The 18804-nt window shown below is 70.5% G+C and carries 17 protein-coding genes; 8 read left to right on the top strand and 9 right to left on the bottom strand.

All coding sequences use genetic code 11. The features are described from left to right. Positions 1 to 73 precede the first annotated feature (73 nt). Positions 74 to 808: a response regulator transcription factor gene (locus tag Q1K33_RS01230; protein WP_300399860.1), complete on the top strand. Its 735-nt coding sequence runs from the start codon at positions 74 to 76 to the stop codon at positions 806 to 808. Here Q1K33_RS01230 and Q1K33_RS01225 read toward each other — a convergent pair. From Q1K33_RS01225 to Q1K33_RS01200, 6 genes are all read right to left on the bottom strand, one after another. Then, positions 781 to 1194, bottom strand: a complete 414-nt coding sequence (locus Q1K33_RS01225; RefSeq protein ID WP_300399859.1) for a hypothetical protein — start codon at positions 1192 to 1194, stop codon at positions 781 to 783. The two genes, Q1K33_RS01230 and Q1K33_RS01225, sit on opposite strands and share 28 nt — an antisense overlap. Positions 1195 to 1295: 101 nt before the next feature. After that, positions 1296 to 4295 carry a bifunctional [glutamine synthetase] adenylyltransferase/[glutamine synthetase]-adenylyl-L-tyrosine phosphorylase gene (locus Q1K33_RS01220; protein WP_300399858.1) on the bottom strand — a complete coding sequence of 1000 codons (3000 nt, stop codon included), beginning with the start codon at positions 4293 to 4295 and terminating at the stop codon, positions 1296 to 1298. Beyond that, entirely contained in the window at positions 4292 to 5032 is a 741-nt protein-coding gene (locus Q1K33_RS01215; RefSeq protein WP_300399857.1) for a type 1 glutamine amidotransferase, read from the bottom strand. The genes Q1K33_RS01220 and Q1K33_RS01215 overlap by 4 nt, the downstream gene beginning before the upstream one ends. 22 nt (positions 5033 to 5054) lie before the next feature. Then, positions 5055 to 6392 (bottom strand): glutamine synthetase family protein, encoded by a 1338-nt coding sequence (locus tag Q1K33_RS01210; RefSeq protein WP_300399856.1) that lies wholly within the window; start codon positions 6390 to 6392, stop codon positions 5055 to 5057. 156 nt (positions 6393 to 6548) lie between these two features. Continuing rightward, the gene (locus Q1K33_RS01205) at positions 6549 to 8603 is read right to left on the bottom strand and encodes an NAD(+) synthase (RefSeq protein WP_300399855.1); all 2055 of its coding nucleotides are present in this window, start codon (positions 8601 to 8603) and stop codon (positions 6549 to 6551) included. Between the two features lie 12 nt (positions 8604 to 8615). Beyond that, the gene (locus tag Q1K33_RS01200) at positions 8616 to 8867 is read right to left on the bottom strand and encodes a sigma factor-like helix-turn-helix DNA-binding protein (protein ID WP_300399854.1); all 252 of its coding nucleotides are present in this window, start codon (positions 8865 to 8867) and stop codon (positions 8616 to 8618) included. A gap of 128 nt (positions 8868 to 8995) precedes the next feature. On the opposite strand from Q1K33_RS01200, the gene Q1K33_RS01195 reads away from it, so the two are divergent. The 3 genes from Q1K33_RS01195 (at position 8996) to panB (ending at position 10911) form a co-directional block, all read left to right on the top strand. Continuing rightward, entirely contained in the window at positions 8996 to 9478 is a 483-nt protein-coding gene (locus Q1K33_RS01195; RefSeq protein WP_300399853.1) for a VOC family protein, read from the top strand. Between the two features lie 43 nt (positions 9479 to 9521). Beyond that, positions 9522 to 9938, top strand: coding sequence for a VOC family protein (locus Q1K33_RS01190; RefSeq protein ID WP_300399852.1), 417 nt, complete (start codon positions 9522 to 9524; stop codon positions 9936 to 9938). Positions 9939 to 10047: 109 nt separating this feature from the next. Next, positions 10048 to 10911, top strand: a complete 864-nt coding sequence (panB, locus tag Q1K33_RS01185; protein ID WP_300399851.1) for a 3-methyl-2-oxobutanoate hydroxymethyltransferase — start codon at positions 10048 to 10050, stop codon at positions 10909 to 10911. A gap of 13 nt (positions 10912 to 10924) precedes the next feature. Here panB and Q1K33_RS01180 read toward each other — a convergent pair whose 3' ends face one another. After that, complete coding sequence (locus Q1K33_RS01180) at positions 10925 to 11368, bottom strand: GreA/GreB family elongation factor (protein WP_300399850.1); 444 nt, start codon at positions 11366 to 11368, stop codon at positions 10925 to 10927. Positions 11369 to 11668: 300 nt separating this feature from the next. Here Q1K33_RS01180 and Q1K33_RS01175 point away from each other — a divergent pair, with 300 nt between their 5' ends. Then, positions 11669 to 14683 (top strand): amidase family protein, encoded by a 3015-nt coding sequence (locus tag Q1K33_RS01175; protein ID WP_300399849.1) that lies wholly within the window; start codon positions 11669 to 11671, stop codon positions 14681 to 14683. Positions 14684 to 14739: 56 nt separating this feature from the next. On the opposite strand, the gene Q1K33_RS01170 is transcribed toward Q1K33_RS01175, so the two are convergent. Both Q1K33_RS01170 and Q1K33_RS01165 read right to left on the bottom strand, forming a co-directional pair. Further along, positions 14740 to 15027 (bottom strand): hypothetical protein, encoded by a 288-nt coding sequence (locus Q1K33_RS01170; protein WP_300399848.1) that lies wholly within the window; start codon positions 15025 to 15027, stop codon positions 14740 to 14742. A gap of 2 nt (positions 15028 to 15029) precedes the next feature. Then, positions 15030 to 15233, bottom strand: a complete 204-nt coding sequence (locus Q1K33_RS01165) for a hypothetical protein (RefSeq protein WP_300399847.1) — start codon at positions 15231 to 15233, stop codon at positions 15030 to 15032. Positions 15234 to 15256: 23 nt separating this feature from the next. Here Q1K33_RS01165 and map point away from each other — a divergent pair, with 23 nt between their 5' ends. From map to Q1K33_RS01150, 3 genes are read left to right on the top strand one after another with little or no spacing between them, the layout of a single operon-like run. Further along, entirely contained in the window at positions 15257 to 16129 is an 873-nt protein-coding gene (gene map, locus Q1K33_RS01160) for a type I methionyl aminopeptidase (protein WP_300399846.1), read from the top strand. 53 nt (positions 16130 to 16182) lie between these two features. Continuing rightward, entirely contained in the window at positions 16183 to 17853 is a 1671-nt protein-coding gene (locus tag Q1K33_RS01155; protein WP_300399845.1) for a circularly permuted type 2 ATP-grasp protein, read from the top strand. Beyond that, positions 17847 to 18779 (top strand): alpha-E domain-containing protein, encoded by a 933-nt coding sequence (locus Q1K33_RS01150; protein WP_300399844.1) that lies wholly within the window; start codon positions 17847 to 17849, stop codon positions 18777 to 18779. Before Q1K33_RS01155 ends, Q1K33_RS01150 begins: the two co-directional genes overlap by 7 nt. Positions 18780 to 18804: the final 25 nt, after the last annotated feature.

Here is an 18804-nt window from a genome sequence, read left to right as displayed (position 1 = left end):
TGACGCTGGACCGCGGATCGCGCGACGCGCCGTTCCACCGAGGAAGAGGGGTGACTCTGGCAGACTCACCGGCGTGTCACATGAGTCACAGCCCGATCGTCGTGCGTTGGTCGTCGAGGACGACGAGGACGTGCGCTCGCTCATCGAGTTCACTCTCAGCACCCAGGGCTTCGAGGTCCGTGCGGTCGACACCGGACTGGCTGCGATCGAGACCGTGCGCACGTTCGACCCCGATCTGGTCACCCTCGACGTCGGACTGCCCGGCATCGACGGCATCGAGACGTGTCGGCGGATCCGTGAGTTCGCCGACGCCTACGTCATCATGATCACCGCCCGCGACGACGAGATCGACCGACTGCTCGGGCTCGAGACCGGCGCCGACGACTACCTGTCGAAGCCGTTCAGCGTCCGCGAGCTCAAGGCCCGGGTCAACGCGCTCTTCCGCCGCCCCCGACGTGGGTTCTCGGCCTCGCAGCAGGCAGCGCCCGTGCCCGACCACGAGATGCTCGAGCACGGCGACCTGCGCGTCGACGTCGACGGACGCCGCGCGTTCAACGGCGCCGTGGAGCTGTCCCTGACGCGGACCGAGTTCGACCTGCTCACCGAGCTGATGCGCACGCCGGCGCGTGTGTGGACGCGCGAGGCGCTGCTGCGCTCGGTGTGGGGCACCGACTGGGCGAGCGACACCCACCTGGTCGAGGTCCACGTGGGCAACCTGCGCCGCAAGCTCGACGAGGGACACCCCGGGACGCGCTACATCAAGACGGTGCGCGGAGTGGGCTACCGGATGGAGTCGGTCGACTCCTGAGCCACCGGCTCGGACTCACGATCGGGCGGGCCGAAGTAGACGTCCAGCGCCGCGCGGGCACGCAACGCGGCCCCGGGGAGCAGCAGGGCCTGGGACCGCGCCGACGGAAGGTCGTTGTTGCGCAGGTCGTCGACCACGAACGTCGCGATCTCGGCCAGCTCGGTGGCACCGGTCATGATCGAGGATACTTTCAGGCTCAGCGCGGCATCGAGCGCCTGCTCGGCGTCGGAGGCCAGGACTGCGTCGACGAGCCGGTCGACCCGCGGCGCGAGCATCCGCTGGTAGGTGCCGACGAGCGTGCGGACGAACGGCTCGCTCTGCGTGTCGGCCTCGAGCCGGTGCACAGCAGAAGGATCGAAGACGGTCGTCACAGTCGGGGCCCCCATGGTTCGTTGGTGCTAGGTCCCCAGCCTTACCCAGAAGTCTCTGGTCCATGTATCGCCAACCTCAAGAAATCCTCAAGGTCCTGGGACGTCGCTCGTGCTCGTCACCAGAAGACGCGGTCGACCACCAGCCGCGCCCGTCTGGTGGTGCGCAGGTAGTCGTTGACCATCTCGTCGGTGCAGCCCGACGGGTAGCCGAGGATGCTGGCCACCGCAGCGCGCTCCTGGGCCTCGCGCGGCAGCTGGTCGGTGGGCTTTCCACGTGCCAGGGTCGCGGCGTTGCGCACCCGGCTCACTGTGCGCCAAGCCTCGCTCAGCACGCGCGCGTCGTCGGCGTCGAGCAGCCCGGCCTCCACCGCCGCCGACGCCGCAGCCAGCGTGCGCGGCGTACGCAGTCCGGCGACCTCCGCGGCGTGGCGCATCTGGAGGAGCTGGATGGTCCACTCGATGTCGGCCAGGCCTCCCCGGCCGAGCTTGAGGTGCAGCTGCGGGTCGGCGCCCTTGGGCAGCCGCTCGGTGTCGACCCGGGCCTTGATCCGCCGTACCTCGATGACGTCGTCCTGCGACAGGCCACCCTCGGGATAGCGCAGCGGGTCGATCAGCTCCCGAAAACGTCGGCGCACGTCGGCGTCGCCGACGACGGGGTCGGCACGGAGCAGCGCTTGGGCCTCCCAGACCTTCGACCAGCGCGCGTAGTAGGCGGCGTAGGAGTCGAGGGTGCGCACCAGCGCTCCCTGCTTGCCCTCGGGGCGCAGGTCGGCATCGACGACCAGCGACGGGTCCGGCCCGGCCTGGGCGAGCAGGTTGCGCACCTCGTTGGCGACCGCCGTGGCGTAGGTGCTGGCGACGTGGGCGTCGGCGCCCTCCTCGGGCTGGTGGACGAACAGGACGTCGGCGTCGCTGCCGTAGGACAGCTCGAAGCCGCCGTAGCGGCCCATCGCGACGATGGCGATGCGCGTCGGCGGCTCCTCCATGTCCTTCTGGCGCCGCACGCGTCGACCGGCGACCTCGAGGGTGGCCTCCAGCGTGGCGTCGGTGATCCGCGACAACGCCGCTCCCACGTCGGCGACGTCGGTCAGGCCCAGCACGTCGCCCGCACCGACGCGCAGCAGCTCGCGGCGCCGGACGGCGCGGATCGAGCGCACGGCCTTGTCCAGGTCGGGCTGCCGGGCCGCGTTGGAGCGCATCTCCTCACCGATTGCGCGTGCGGTGAGCGGGGTGATGTCCTCGGCCAGCATCCGTACGCCGGCAGGCTCGACCTCCAGGAGCCCGGTGACGTAGCGCGAGGTGGAGAGCAGGTGGGCGAGGCGCTCGGCGACCTCGCCCTCGTCGCGCAGGGTCTTGAGGTACCACGGCGTCGTGCCGAGGCGCTCGCTGATCCGCCGGAAGCCGAAGAGCCCGGCGTCGGGGTCGACGCCCTCGGCGAACCAGCTCAGCATCGCCGGGAGCAGGGTGCGCTGGATCGCCGCCCGACGGGTCACTCCGCTCGTCAGCGCCTCCAGGTTGCGCAGCGCAGCCTGCGGGTCGCCGTACCCGAGCGCGGCCAGGCGGGCGCCCGCCGCCTCCGAGGACAGCCTGACCTCGTCGGTGTGCACCCGCGCCACGGCCGCCAGCAGCGGGCGGTAGAAGAGCTTCTCGTGCAGGCGTCGCACCTCGCGACGGTGGTGCTGCCAGACCTTGGCGAGGGTCTCCTCGGGCTCGGTCCGGTAGCCGAGGCTGCGCCCGAGGCGCCGCAGCGAGGCGGAGTCCTCGGGGACGACGTGGGTGCGGCGCAGCGCGAAGAGCTGCATCCGGTGCTCGAGGGAGCGCAGGAAGCTGTAGGCCTCGTGCAGTGACTCGCCGTCCTGGCGGCCCACGTAGCCGTGCACCGCCAGGGCGTGCAGGGCGCTGAGGGTGGTGGGCTCGCGGATCCGGTCGTCCCCGAACCCGTGCACGAGCTGGAGCAGCTGGACGGCGAACTCGACGTCGCGCAGGCCACCCGGCCCGAGCTTGATCTGCCGGTCGACCTCCTTGGCAGGGATGTGCTCGATCACGCGGCGCCGCATCGCCTGGGTGTCGGTGACGAAGCCCTCACGCTGGGCTGCGGTCCACACCATGGGAGCGGTCATGTCCACGAACGCCTGCCCCAGGGCGAGGTCGCCGGCGACGGCACGCGCCTTGAGCAGTGCCTGGAACTCCCACGGCTTGGCCCAGCGTTCGTAGTAGCCCTCGTGACTCTCGAGGGTGCGGGTCAGCGGTCCGGCCTTGCCCTCGGGTCGCAGCGCCGCGTCGACGGGCCAGATCGTGCCCTCGCCGGTGTAGTCGGAGCAGATCTGGATCAGGTGCGTCGCCAGGCGCGTGGCGGTGCGCAGCACCGACGGGTCGTCCTGGCGCTCGGGATCGGTGGCGGCGTGCAGGAAGATCACGTCCACGTCCGAGACGTAGTTGAGCTCGTGACCGCCGCACTTGCCCATCGCCACGACTCCCAGGCGGGCCTCTGCGGCGGCCTCCCCGAGTCGGGCGCGGGCGATGGCCAGGGCGGCCTCCAGGGTGCCCGCCGCCAGGTCGGAGAGCTCGGCCGCGGCGTCGTCGACGCCGAGGTCGTGGGCGAGGTCGCGTGCGGCGAGGCGCAGCAGCACCCGGCGGTACTCCACGCGCAGGGCGTCGACGGCAGCAGCGTCCTCGACCGTCGCCACGGGCACGGCATCGCTCGGCTCTGCCCCGACCGCGAGCAGGAGCCCGGCCCGCACGGCGTACGCCGCCGGCCGCGTGGAGCCCATCGTCGGGTCGCGCAGCTCGCGCCACTGCTCGGGGTGGCGCGTGAGGTGGTGCGCCAGCGCCTCGCTGGCGCCGAGGACGCAGAGCAGACGCATGGCGGTGCCCTCGTCGTGGACCAGCGCCGCGAGGAGCTCCTCGCGACCACCGGCCCCGTCCTGGTCCTCCTGCTGGTCGTCCACCGCGTCGAGGAGTCGCAGGAGGCAGCCGAGGGCTTCGTCGGGATCGGCCGTCCGGCCGAGCAGAGCCACCAGGGGGTCGGCGGACTCACCCAGGGTCGCGAGGTCGACGAGCGCCGCCTTGGCGTCGACGAATCCCAGGCGCGCCAGGTCTCCGGAGGTGGCCTTCACGGTCGTGCCACGACCCCGGTGACGATCGCCGCGAAGGCGGTGGCCAGTGGCCTCCAGGTGTCTGCCAGCTCGGACTCCGCGTCGCTCACCGCGGCGACCGTGTGCGTGGCCTCGGCCGCGGCGACGTCGGGGGCCGAGTCGTCGGCCCACCACTGCGCCACGGCTCCGTCCGCCTCGGGATGCGCCTGGATCCCCCAGGCTCTGTCGGCGAAGCGGACCACCTGGGGCTCTCCCTGGGGCGAGGCAGCGAGCAGGACGGCACCGGCGGGCATCACGGTGACGACGTCCTGGTTCCACTGCAGGCACCGGGTCGTGCCGTCGGCCCGAGCGAGACCACCGAGCAGCGGATCTGCGTCGGCGGCCGAAGTCCAGCCGATCGGCAGCACGCCGATCGCTCGGCCACGTGGGTTGCGAGCCACGGTCCCGCCGCAGGCGCGCGCGATGAGCTGGTGGCCGAGGCACACGCCGAGGGTCGGGGTGTCTTGCTCGATCGTGAGGCGCAGCAACGTCACGGTGTCGCGCAGCCAGGGGTGGCCGTCCTCGTCGAAGGCGTCCATCGATCCTCCGAGCACCAGCACGGCGTCGTACGGCGCCAGGTCAGCGCGCTCGGTGGGCAGCGGCTCGCCCAGGTCGGGACGGCGTACCTCGAGCATCAGTCCGGCCTCCTCCAGCCAGCCCCCGAGGAGGGCGGGCGGGCAGGTGGCCTGATGCTGCACCACGAGGATGCGCGGGCTCACGGGCGAGTTCACCGGGTGGGGCTCAGAGCACCGGCAGCATCTGGTCGCGCTCGAAGGCCGAGACCTGGCCGCGGTACTCGTCCCACTCGGCCCGCTTGTTGCGCAGGAAGAAGTCGAAGACGCTCTCCCCCAACGTGTCGGCGAGGAGCTCGGAATTCTCGGCGATCTCGATGGCCTCGTTGAGGCTCTTGGGCAGCGGATCGATGCCGAGGCTCTTGCGCTCGCGCTCGGACAGCGCCCAGACGTCGTCCTCGGCCTCGCGGGGCAGCTCGTAGCCCTCCTCGATGCCCTTCATGCCGGCCGCGAGCACCGCGGCGAAGGCGAGGTAGGGGTTGCAGGCCGCGTCGATGGTGCGCAGCTCGACGCGCGTCGAGGCGCCCTTGAGCGGCTTGTACATCGGCACCCGGACCATCGCGGAGCGGTTGTTGTGTCCCCAGCAGACGTACGACGGCGCCTCGCCGCCGAACATCATCCGCTTGTAGCTGTTGACCCACTGGTTGGTCACCACGCTGAGCTCGGGGGCGTGGTGCAGGACGCCGGCGATGAAGCGGCGACCGGTCTCGGAGAGCTGGTACTCCGCGCCGGCCTCGTAGAAGGCGTTCTGGTCGCCCTCGAAGAGCGAGACGTGGGTGTGCATGCCCGAGCCCGGGTGGGTGGTGAAGGGCTTGGGCATGAAGCTGGCCCAGATGTCCTGGCTCAGCGCGACCTCACGGATGACGGTGCGGAAGGTCATGATGTTGTCGGCCGTCGACAGGGCGTCGGCGTAGCGCAGGTCGATCTCCTGCTGACCGGGACCGGCCTCGTGGTGGCTGAACTCGACCGAGATGCCCATCGACTCCAGCATCGTGATGGCTTCACGACGGAAGTCGGCACCCATCGACTGCGCGGTGTGGTCGAAGTAGCCGCTGCGATCGACGGGGATCGGGTCGACGCCGGGCTGCGGGGTGTCCTTGAAGAGGTAGAACTCGATCTCGGGGTGGGTGTAGAAGGTGAAGCCCTTCTCCGCCGCCCGGCCGAGGGTGCGCTTGAGGACGTTGCGCGGATCGGCGTACGACGGGGAGCCGTCGGGCATCACGATGTCGCAGAACATCCGCGCCGTCGCCGGGCCGTCCTGGCGCCAGGGCAGGATCTGGAACGTCGACGGGTCGGGCATCGCGAGCATGTCGGACTCGTAGATCCGGGCGAAGCCCTCGATCGCGGAGCCGTCGAAGCCGATCCCCTCGTCGAAGGCGCCCTCGAGCTCGGCAGGGGCGACCGCCACGGACTTGAGGAAGCCCAGCACGTCGGTGAACCACAACCGCACGAAGCGGACGTCGCGCTCCTCGAGAGCGCGGAGTACGAAGTCTTCCTGCTTGCCCATGCGCTCACCCTAGGGGCTGGCGGCGAATGACGGCGCAGCGTGTCGGTCGTGGCGCCGGAATCCCCCCACGCAGCGCGTCAGGCGACTGGTTGGGGTAGACCGGCGCCGTGCCCATCGTCCTGCCGGGACGGCCGCTGATCCCGTGCCGCGCCGGTGTCAGTCGACCGGCACGCGCTCCAGCTCGGCCAACCACGCGGCGGGACTCGCATCGGACGGCATCCGCCAGTCGCCGCGCGGCGACATCGTCCCGCCGGGGCTGACCTTCGGTCCGTTGGGCAGCGCCGAGCGCTTGAACTGGCTGGCGAAGAAGCGTCGGATGAAGACGTCGAGCCAGTGCCGGATCGTGGGCAGGTCGTGCGCGACGCGTCGTACGTCGGCCATGCCGGTCGGCCACTCGCCGGCATCGGCGTCGTGCCAGGCGTGCCAGGCGAGGAAGGCGATCTTGCTCGGCCGGTGCCCGCGACGCAGCACGTGGTAGAGCGTGAAGTCCTGCAGCGAGTAGGGACCGACGGAGTCCTCGGTGCGCTGCGGGAGCTGGTCCTCGCGCGTCGGGATCAGCTCCGGGGTGATCTCGGCCCCGAGGATCTCGCCGAGCACCTCGTCGGTCTCGGCGTCGAACTCGTCGGCGGAGATCGCCCAGCGGATCAGGTGCTGGATCAGCGTCTTCGGCACCCCGGCGTTGACGGCGTAGTGCGACATCTGGTCGCCGACGCCGTAGGTGCACCACCCCAGGGCCAGCTCGGACAGGTCGCCGGTGCCGAGCACGATGCCGCCGCGATGGTTGGCCAGGCGGAAGAGATAGTCGGTGCGCAGGCCGGCCTGGACGTTCTCGAAGGTGACGTCGAAGACGTCGCGACCCTCGGAGTAGGGGTGGTTGAGGTCCTCGAGCAGCTGCTCGGAGGCCGCGGTGATGTCGATGGTCTCGAAGGTGACGCCCAGGCTGTTGGACAGTCGCGTGGCGTAGCCCTTCGTCTCCTCCCCCGTGGCGAAGCCGGGCATCGTGAAGGCGTGGATGTCGGTGCGCGGTCTCCCGAGCCGGTCCATCGCCTTCGCCGCGACGATCAGGGCATGGGTGGAGTCGAGGCCGCCGCTGACGCCGATGATGATCTTCGGCTGCCACGAGCCACCGCTGGACTCGCTCATCGCCCGCAGCCGCTGCTCGAGCCCGGAGACCTGGATGTTGTAGGCCTCGTAGCAGTCCTGCGCCAGGCGCTCCGCGTCGTCGGGCACGAACGGGAAGCGGCCCACCCGGCGGCGCAGCCCGATGTCGCCGGTCGGCGGGTCGAGGGTGAAGTCGACGGTGCGGAAGCCGGTGACGCCCGACGCGCGCCGGTTGTCGTCGAAGGTCCCCATCCGCAGCCGCTCCTGGCGGATCCGGTCGAGGTCGATGTCGGCGATCGTGCGCACGGGCCCGGTCGGGAACCGCTCGCCCTCCCCGTGCAGCTCGCCGCACTCGTAGATCATCGTCTGGCCGTCCCAGCTGAGGTCGGTCGTCGACTCGCCCTGGCCGGCCGCCGCGTAGACGTACGCCGCCTGACACCGCGCGCTCGCGCTCCGCGCCAGCAGCTGCCGGTCCTCGGCGCGGGCGATGGTGATCGGGCTGCCGGACAGGTTGCACAGCACCGACGCTCCCGCCAGCGCAGCCTCGGCACTCGGCGGCACCGGCACCCACATGTCCTCGCAGACCTCCACGTGGATCTTGAGGTCGGGCAGGTCGCTCGCGGCGAAGATCAGGTCCGGCCCGAACGGCGCCTGTCGCCCGCCGACGGTGATGACCGAGCCGGCCGTGTCGTCGCCGGGGGCGAACCAACGGCGCTCGTAGAACTCGCGGTAGGTCGGCAGGTAGGACTTCGGTGCCACCCCGAGGACCTGGCCGGCGTGGATGACGAGCGCACAGTTGTAGAGCCGGTTGTCGTGGTGCAGCGGCGCCCCCACGACCAGGACCGGCCGCAGGTCCCGGCTCGCCTCGACGATCGCGGCGAGGCCGTCCTCGACCGCCTCCAGCAGCGTGTCCTGCAAGAAGAGGTCGTCGACGGCGTACCCGCTCAGGCCGAGCTCGGGGAAGACCGCGACCGCGACACCCTCGTCGTGGCAGGCGCGGGCCTGCTCGATCGTGCGGGCGGCGTTGGTCGCGGGGTCGGCGATCGCCACCGGCAGCGTGCAGGCAGCGAGGCGGGTGAATCCGTGCGCGTAGGCGGAGTAGAAGTCCACCCGGTCAGTGTCTCAGAGCGGGACCAGCGCAAACGCGATCCGGGTCGTGTAGTCGAACCGCAGCCGCGCGAGGGCGGCTGCGTTCTGGCTCTTGACGGTGGCGATCGAGACGCCGAGCACCTCCGCGGGTTCCCGCTCAGCGAGGTCGTCGAAGTGACGCATCACCAGGACGGCGCGGTGCAGGTCCCCGGTGAGCAGGTACGCCGAGCGCACGAGCTGCCGCTCGCACCCAGCCGCCCACGCGGTGAACTCCTGCTCGTCCACGTCTCAACCCCGTGTCACCCGGTAGAACGCCGGGGAGTGCAGAGAAGGTTGGCATGACTTCCGCCGAGAACGATGAGTTCACCTCGCGGTCCTGGTCTTCATCACATCCACGACGAGAGGATCAGCCCGTGACCAGCATCAGCCCGTGCCTGTGGTTCGACGACCAGCTCGAGGAGGCAGCGGCGTTCTACACCTCGATCTTCCCGAACTCCTCGGTCGGCCACCTCGCCCGCTACCCCGACGTCGGGCCCGGCGAGCCGGGGACGGTGATGGCCGGCGAGTTCACGCTCGACGGGACGACGTTCCGCGCGATCAACGGCGGCCCGATGTTCACCTTCTCCGAGGCGGTCTCGTTCAGCATCAGCTGCCGCGACCAGGCCGAGGTCGACCACTACTGGGACGCGCTCGTCGCCGGCGGGCAGGAGTCGCAGTGCGGCTGGCTCAAGGACCGCTTCGGGCTGTCCTGGCAGATCGTCCCCACCCGCCTGCACGAGCTCCTCTCCGATCCCGACCCGACCCGCGCCAACGCCGCCCAGCAGGCCATGCTCGGCATGCAGCGCATCGTCATCGCCGACCTCGAGGCCGCCGCCGACGCAGCCGCCGCAGCCTGACCCACCTCCCGATCACCACCATCCACTCACACAGGAGCACCCGATGGCCGTCCGCCTCAACCCCTACCTCTCCTTCGCCGGCGAGGCCCGCGCCGCCATGGAGTTCTACTCCTCCGTCTTCGGCGGTGAGCTCAGTGTGATGACGTTCGCCGACATGGGCGGCATGGGCATGCCCACCGACCAGCACCACCTGGTCATGCACTCCCAGCTCGCGATCACCGACACCGTGACGCTGATGGCCGCAGACATGGGCGAGCACGTCCACGCCAACGGCTCGGTGAGCATCAGCGGCGACGAGGACGACGTCCACCTGCGGGGCTGGTTCGACGCCCTCGCCGACGGCGGACAGGTCAAGGAGCCACTCATGGAGGCGCCCTGGGGCGACTCCTTCGGCCAGCTCACCGACAGGTTCGGCATCGACTGGATGTTCAACATCGCCGGAGCCGGCGACGCCGGGTGACGGGAGACACACCCTCCGCGTGTCGCACGACCTCTAGCCTGGACGGCGTCCGTGGACCGCACCAGGCGGCCGCGAGACCGACCCACCAGCAGGTGAGAGGAGCTCGACGATGAGCACACCCGAGGAGACCGCGCCCTACGGCTCCGGCCCGAGCGCCCAGGCCGACACGGCGAAGCCGGTCAAGAAGATCCGCACCCACCACCTGCGGGAGATGAAGGAGCGCGGCGAGCGCTTCTCGATGCTCACCGCCTACGAGCAGTACGCCGCCGCCACGTTCGACGAGGCCGGGATCGAGGTGCTGCTCGTCGGCGACAGCGCCAGCAACAACGTCTACGGCAACGAGACCTCCCTGCCGGTGACCGTCGACGAGCTGATCCCCCTGACCCGTGCGGTGAGCCGCTCGGTGAGCCGGGCCCTCGTCGTGGGCGACCTGCCCTTCGGCAGCTACCAGGCCTCGGCGGAGCAGGCCTACCTGACCGCCGCCCGCTTCATGAAGGAGGGCGGCGCGCACTGCGTCAAGCTCGAGGGCGGGGTGGAGATGGCCCCGCAGATCCAGAAGCTCGCCCAGGGCGGGATCCCCGTGATGGCCCACATCGGCTTCACCCCGCAGTCGGAGCACGCCCTCGGCGGCTACCGGGTGCAGGGGCGCGGCGAGACCGGCGACCGGGTGCTGGAGGACGCCCTCGCGATCCAAGAGGCCGGCGCCTTCGCCGTCGTGATGGAGATGGTGCCCGGTGAGACCGCCGCGCGGATCACCTCCGAGCTGGTGATCCCCACGATCGGCATCGGCGCCGGGCCGGGCTGCGACGGGCAGGTGCTCGTCTGGCAGGACGCCTTCGGTCTGCGTCAGGGCCGGATGGCGCGCTTCGTCAAGCAGTACGCCGACGTGCACGAGGTGATGCTCCAGGCCGCGCGCGCCTACGACGCCGACGTGAAGGCCGGGACGTTCCCCGGCCCGGAGCACACGTTCTGACCCGGCGTACCGGTCAGCCGACGGAGACGATCGTGGCGCTGAGCGAGACTCCGCGCCGCGGCGCGTAGGTGACCGTCGTGCCCACGGCGGCACCCAGGATCGCCTGACCGAGGGGGCTCGTCGGAGTCACGGCCTCGATCCCCGCGGCCACCTGCTCGACCGAGCCCACGACGAAGGCCTCGGGACCGTCGCCGAGGTCCAGGACCACCGGGTCCCCCAGGGTGACGACGCCGTCGACGTGCTCGACGCGGCGGGCCTCGTCGATCTCGCGCTCGAGGGCAGCGATGCGGTCGTCGAGGCTGCCGAGGCGGATGCTGGCCTCCACGTTGGTGGCCCGGTCGACGATGTCGCCGACGGCCTCCTGGCGGGTCTCGGTGAGGGCGGCGTCGCGCTCGGCGCGCAGGTCGCCCAGCCGGGCCTGCAGAAGATCGGTGTGGGAAGCGGCGGTCGCAGTCATGCCGGTGGGTCCTTCGGGTTCGGGCGCGGGAGTCGAGGCGCGGGTGCGTGAGCAATAGGTATCGCCAAAGCGGTCCTGCGGGAACCACCCGCACGGTCTCGATATGCCCTTCTTGGCAACTTTTCAGACAACGCTCCCTCTGGGCGTCAAGCCGCGCGACTGACCCGGCACGGCGTCACTGCGGACAATCGTTCGACGCGCGCCCCAAACCGTAACCTCCCGCGCCATGAAGAGGCCTCTTACCGCTACACGGGAGACATAGAACTTGCTCGTCCCTATCGACGAGCAAGAGAGTCCCCCATGCCACTCGTTCCTCCCCGGCGCCTGATCGCCGGGTCCATCGTCGCCTCCCTGAGCGCGGCCGCCTGCCTGAGCACGGTCGCGATGGCCCCCGCCCGGGCCATCACCACCGTCTCTACCGATCTCGGCGCATCGATCAACATCAATGACGCCCGTCGACCCGGTCTCGACACCGGCTCGATCCGCAACATCAGCAACTCGCGGATGGAGGGGTTCGGCAACGTCTTCGTCCATCTCGACGGGTCCGAGGGTGTCGACGACCCACGCATGAACGACCAGATGGTGCGCGGCTACGGTCTCACCGCCGGAAGCGAGGGCAGCTTCCGCTCCACGCGGTCCGTGCGGCTCGGTGACGTGCTGATGTCACGCAAGGTCGACGTCGACACCGCGTCGGGCACCACGAGCTTCTTCGACACCTTCACCAACACCGGGACGACGTCGGCCACCTTGGACGTCTCCTTCGGAGGCTCGCTCGGCTACGGACTGGCCGAGAACACGGCAGGTGCGGTCATCGACTCCTCCAGCGGTGACGCCACGATCGACGTGACGGACAGCTGGGTCGCCACGGCCACCGGTGGCAACTACCGTCCCTCCGGCGTCGTGGTCGGCGACGGCGTCCAGGCCCTCGGCAACCAGCAGGCCAACCCTTTCGAGGTCGACTACTCGACCTCAGGTAGCCAGGCCAACGACATCGGCTTCATCCACGACCTTGCGGTCGAGCCCGGCGCAACGGTCTCGCTGATGCACTTCGTGCTGACGGGCGAACGAGGAGACTCGTCACAGATCGTCGCCACCACGTCGGCGCTAGCCGCCGCACCCGACTTCTCCACCCTGACCCCCGACGAGATCTGCACCCTGCAGAACTGGGACCTGACCGACTACGCCGCCACGTGTGCCGGGACCGACCCCCTCGACCTGCCGGCAGCGGCCCTGGAGACACCCGGTTCGACCGACGTCGCCTACGACGTCACGGGCAAGACGATCGCGGAGCTGCAGGCAGACCTGAGCGCCGGCACCGTGACCTCGGTGCAGGTCACCCGGGCCTACCTCGACAGGATCGCCGCCTACGACGGTGGCTCGTACGGCTTCCACTCGTTCATCACGGTGGCCGACACCGCGCTGGCTCAGGCCCGCGCCGCAGATGACGCGCGTGCGGCCGGCGCTACCGGAGACCTCCTGGGCATCCCGATGGGCGTTAAGGACATCTACGACACCGCAGACATGCCCACCACCGGCGGCACGCGCGCCCTCGAGACGTGGGAGCCCGGTGCGGACGCCTGGCAGGTCGCCAAGCTCCGCGAGGCCGGCGCCGTCATCATCGGCAAGACCAACCTGTCGGAGTTCGCGAACTCCGGGTCGTTCAGCGAGAGCGGCTACATGCAGACGTGGAACGGCCTCTACCCGTCCAAGACATCCTTCGGATCCAGCGGCGGGTCGGCGACGGCAGTGGCGACCGACCTCGCTGCGGCTGCCATGGGCACCCAGACCGGCGTCTCCCTCTACGCGCCCTCGACGGGGGCGGGCCTGACCACCTTCCGCGGCACCGACGGGCTGACCAGCACTGACGGGGTCATGCCGCTCACCTGGGCCACCGACTACGCGGGTCCGATGGCCAAGAGCGTGACCGACGTCGCCTCGATCCTGGACGCGACCGCCACGCGGTCCACCGGCAACAACCCCGCCGACCTCCTGACCAGCCGGGTCGACAACGACCTGCGCCCCGCCGAGTGGCACAGCGCCCTGGACGCGGGCGCCTTGAGCGGCAAGGTCATCGGCTACCGGCCGGAATCCTTCCAGTCGAGCCAGGTCGCCGACGACGATGCCGGCCCGACGGTGCTCGCCCAGGTGACCGCCGCCTTCGAGGCTGCGGGCGCGACGCTGGTGCCGATCACGGGCGCACCGACGAACCCGCCCTCCAGCGACTTCCCGACCAGCGGCTCCGCCGGCGCCGAAGGCTGGGAGCTGTACCAGGCCGTCGAGCGACCCGGCACCTTCCCCTACACGACCGAGGAGCTCTTCGAGAACCCCCTCAACCTGCCCTACAACGTGTCGGGCAATTACACCGCCCAGCCGATGGACGACGCCAGTGTCGAGAACCTGCTGGCCCGTCGCGACCAGTACAAGGTGAACGCTGCGGAGTGGATGGATACCGCAGCGGAGTCGCCCGTCGACGCCGTGATCTACCCCGGGTTCTTGTCCTCGATGGGCAACAACGACGCTTCCTCGGCGATCTTCAGCGCCGACCGCAGCTCGGGGGTCATCACCCAGAGCGTCGGTCTGCCGACGGTCATCCTCCCCGTGGGGCTGAACACCGAGGGGCAGACCAACAACATCCAGATCGTCGGTCGCGCCTGGGCCGACACCGAGGTCCTCGGGATGGGCTACGCGCTCGAGCAGCTCGTCGACGCCCACGTCCGCACCGAGTACGCCCCGGCCCTCGACTGGACCGGCCCGGCCGAGTCGATGACCTCGCTCGAGCTCGACCAGTCCACCACGGGGTATCGCGACCAGGTGACGGCCACCGTGACGGTTGCCGCCGACCCGACGGCCACCGGTCAGGTCGAGGTCGAGGTCGCGGGCACCACGGTGCTGGGCACGCTGAGCAACGGCAGCGTCACGGTGACGCTGCCCAGACGCACGCCTGTGGGCACCCACCTCGTGACGGCGTCGTACGGCGGGTCCGACACGGTCGCCGGCAGTGCGGCCACCGCGTCGCTGCGCGTCTCGCCCGCTGCTCCGACGATCGACGCCCGCCTCGCCTCGTCCAAGGTCAAGGTCGGCACGAAGGCGAAGCTGCGCGTCACCCTGGACAGCGGGGTCAAGGGGCGGGTTCCCGTCCTCCTCTACGACGGGTCCTCTGTCGTGAAGACCCTGAAGATCGGGCACCGGGCCGGCAAGCGCGTCACCGTGCCCAAGCTCGCCAAGGGCCGCCACGTCCTCACCCTGTACGTGGTGCCCTCGGCGGAGAACGAGGCGGCCACCAGCGACAAGCTCGTGCTGCGGGTCCGCCGCTAGTCACCCACCGCAGGTAGCCACGGCGTCGCCGGTCCTCGGACCTGCGACGCCGTGGCTCAGGCGCTCCAGCCGAGGAAGGCCGCCCCGGCGAACAACGTCACGAACCACAGCACCATCGCCGCGATGGCCAGCACCGTGATCCGCTGAGGATGAGGCGTCCACCACGAGCACGCCTTGACGAACATCAGCAGCCACACGAACAGCAGGAGCGCCACAGCCCACCACGGAGCCACGAGCGCGCTGGCGCCGTACAGGAAGAAGGCGGCCGCCATCAGGCACATGCCGCCGTACGGCCAGAACGAGACCGCCTTCGGCGGCCGGGCGACGCGCCGGCGCTCGAGCACGCTCAGTCCTCGAGCTCGTCGTCGTTCCACCGCGGGTCGTGGTCCCAGGCCTCGGTGCGCTCCGCGGCGGTCTCGAGGGCCCGCGACGCCTCGGCCTCGGTGTCGTAGGGGCCGAGCCGGTCCTTGTTGGGGCAACCGTCGTGGCCCTCCACACGGGAGTGCTTGATGCAGTACCAGTACTCGGGTGCCTCGGGATCAGTGGGCATGGGGCCGAAACTACACTCTGGGCGTGACCTCCCCCGCACCTTCCACGTCGAGCCGGATCGTTGCCGGCACCGTCTCACCGCGACGTCCGGTGCCCGCCTCGATCCCGCGCCCGGAGTACGTCGACCGACCTTCCCCGACGCCGGACGGCCTCCCGGAGGTCAAGGACGCCGGGACGATCGAGAAGATGCGGGTCGCCGGGCGACTGGCCGCGCAGGCCCGCGAGCTGGTCGGCTCGCACGTCGCGCCGGGGATCACGACCGACGAGCTCGACCGGATCGGCCACGAGTTCCTCTGCGACCACGGCGCCTACCCGTCCACGCTCGGCTACCGGGCCTTCCCGAAGGCGCTGTGCTCGAGCGTCAACGAGGTCATCTGTCACGGAATCCCGGACAGCCGGGTCGTCGAGGACGGCGACATCGTCAACATCGACATCACCGCCTACCTCGACGGCGTCCACGGCGACACGAACGCGACCTTCCTCGCCGGCGACGTCGACGAGGAGTCGCGCCTCCTGGTCGAGCGCACCCGCGAGGCCCTCCAGCGCGGCATCAACGCCGTCAAGCCGGGTCGTCGCATCAACATCATCGGGCGCGTGATCGAGGCCTACGCCAAGCGGCACGGCTACGGCGTGGTCCAGGAGTTCACCGGCCACGGCATCGGGACGTCGTTCCACTCCGGTCTCATCGTGCCCCACTACGACGACCCCTACCACGACGACCTGATCGAGGTCGGGATGACGTTCACCATCGAGCCGATGCTCAACCTCGGCACCCGGGAGTGGGAGATGTGGGACGACGACTGGACCGTCGTGACCGCCGACGGACGGCGCTCGGCGCAGTTCGAGCACACACTCCTGGTCACCCGCGACGGCGCGGAGATCCTCACCAACCCCTGATGAGATACCCCACCACCCCTGCCGGGCTCGGGCCGGACCACTAGGGTCTGGTCATGGCGATGTTCCAAGGCTACGGCGGCACAGGACCTGCATACGACGAGATGTTCGACGGCGACACCCTGAGGCCGCCCTACCTGCGTCTGCGTGACTCTCTGGAGCAGATGACCACGCCCGAGCTGGTGAGTCGCGTCGAGGCACTGCAGGCCAGCTACCTCGACCAGGGCGTCACCTTCGACATCGGCGGCGAGGAGCGGGCGTTCCCGCTCGACATCCTGCCGCGCGTCATCGAGCAGGACACCTGGTCGACGATGGAGGCCGGGGTCCAGCAGCGGGTCAAGACGCTGGAGCTGTTCCTGGCCGACGTGTACGACGCCGGGCGCGTCTTCGACGACGGGGTGATCCCGCGGCGGGTCATCACCACGTCCTCGCACTACCACCGCGCCTCGGCCAACGTGCGCCCGCCCAACGGCGTACGCGTCCACGTCTCGGGCATCGACCTGATCCGCGACAACGCCGGGGAGTTCCGGGTGCTCGAGGACAACGTCCGCGTGCCGTCCGGGGTCTCCTACGTGATGACCAACCGACGTGCGATCAGCGCGGCACTGCCCGAGACGATCGCCGAGCACCGCATCCGGCCGGTCGCGGGCTACCCACAGCGCCTCCTGGCCGCGCTGCGTGCCGCGGCTCCGGCCGGTGTCACCGACCCGAACATCGTCGTCCTCACACCGGGTGTCTACAACGGCGCCTACTTCGAGCACGCCCTGCTGGCGCGGACGATGGGCGTGGAGCTCGTCGAGGGTCGTGACCTCGAGTGTCGCCGCGGACGCGTGATGATGCGTACGACGCAGGGCCTCGCGCCGGTGCACGTGATCTACCGACGCATCGACGACGAGTTCCTCGACCCGGTGCACTTCCGCGCCGACTCCATCCTCGGGTGCCCGGGGATGATCGACGCGGCCCGGGCCGGCAACGTCACGCTCGCCAACGCGGTCGGCAACGGGGTGGCCGACGACAAGCTCGTCTACACCTACATGCCCGACATCATCCGCTACTACCTCAACGAGGAGCCGATCCTCAAGAACGTCGACACGTGGCGCGTGGGCGACGCCGAAGCGCGCGAGGAGGTCCTCGACCGCCTCGACGAGCTGGTCCTCAAGCCCGTCGACGGCTCGGGCGGCAAGGGCATCGTGATCGGGCCTCGCGCCAGCAAGGCCGAGCTCGACGAGCTGCGGGTCAAGGTGCTCGAGGATCCGCGGTCGTGGATCGCGCAGCCGGTGGTCCAGCTCTCCACCGTGCCGACGTTCGTCGACGGTGAGCTCGGCCCGCGTCACGTGGACCTGCGCCCCTTCGCCGTCAACGACGGCAACCGGGTGTGGGTGCTGCCCGGTGGTCTGACCCGGGTCGCGCTCGCCAAGGGCGAGCTCATCGTGAACTCCTCCCGCGGGGGCGGGTCGAAGGACACCTGGGTGCTGGCCGGCCCCGTCACGCCGCCGGAGCCGATCGAGGCCGCCGCGCGCGAGCCCGAGCCGGAGGTCCTCGAGGACCTGGTCGAGCCCGAACCCGTCGAGCCCGACCCCGTCGAGCCCGCACCACCGAGCACACCTGCTCCCGCAGCGCCGGCAGGCCCCGCGATCACCTCGATGCACGAGCAGGCCGAGCAGCAGCAGCAGGCCCGGGCCCGACGTACGGGCCGTGAGGACGTCACGGGAGGCACCCCATGCTGAGCCGCATCGCCGAGTCGATGTTCTGGATCGGCCGGTACGTCGAGCGCGCCGAGGACACCGCGCGGATCCTCGACGTCCAGACCCAGATGATCCTCGAGGACGCCACGCTCGACCAGGACGAGATCTGCCACGGCCTGCTGTCGATCATGGGCGTCGAGGACACTCCCGAGCACGTCGACCTGTCCTACGTCCTCAACACGCTGGCCTACGACCCCACCTCGCCGGTCTCGGTCGCGGCCGCGATCGGTGCCGCCCGCGAGAGTGCTCGACGCGCCCGCGAGACGCTCTCGGTGCCCCTGTGGGAGGTCATCAACACCGCCAACCGCGACATCGTCTCCGGTCAGTTCGGTGCCCGGCGCGCTCCGGGCGTCTTCCAGTGGGTGCGCGAGCGCGCCGCGCTGATCAACGGCACCGCCGATGCGACGATGACGCGCGACGAGGGCTGGCAGTTCCTGATGCTCGGCCGCTGCGTCGAGCGGGCCGACATGACCTCGCGGCTCGTCGCGACCGCCTCGATCACCTCCAGCACCACGGCTCAGTGGACCAACACCCTGCGAGCCTGCGGCGCCTACGAGGCCTTCCTGCGCACCTACCGCGGACAGGAGACCGAGCGCGCTGCCGCGGAGTTCCTCCTCCTCGACCGGCTCTTCCCGCGCTCGGTCGTCTTCTCTCTCAACCGCGCCGAGGTCTGCCTCGACAACCTCGAGTCCTCGGGCCAGCGAGCCGGCTTCCAGAACGACGCCCAGCGGCTGCTCGGCCGCACGCGTGCCGAGCTGGAGTACCGATCGCTGTCCGACGTCGTGGCCGACCTCCCCAGCGAGATGGAGCGCCTGCAGCGCACCTGCGCGCTGGCGACCGAGGCCGTCACCCGGCGCTTCTTCGCCGGCTCCGAGGCGCAGTCCTGGCTCGGCATGGGAAGCAACTGATGAGCACCCGAAAGGTGGCACACCG

The organism is Nocardioides sp. (assembly GCF_029937575.1).
Taxonomy (GTDB): domain Bacteria; phylum Actinomycetota; class Actinomycetes; order Propionibacteriales; family Nocardioidaceae; genus Nocardioides.
The sequence above is the reverse complement of the archived record's forward strand: the minus strand, read 5'-3'. Positions and strand labels throughout refer to the sequence as shown.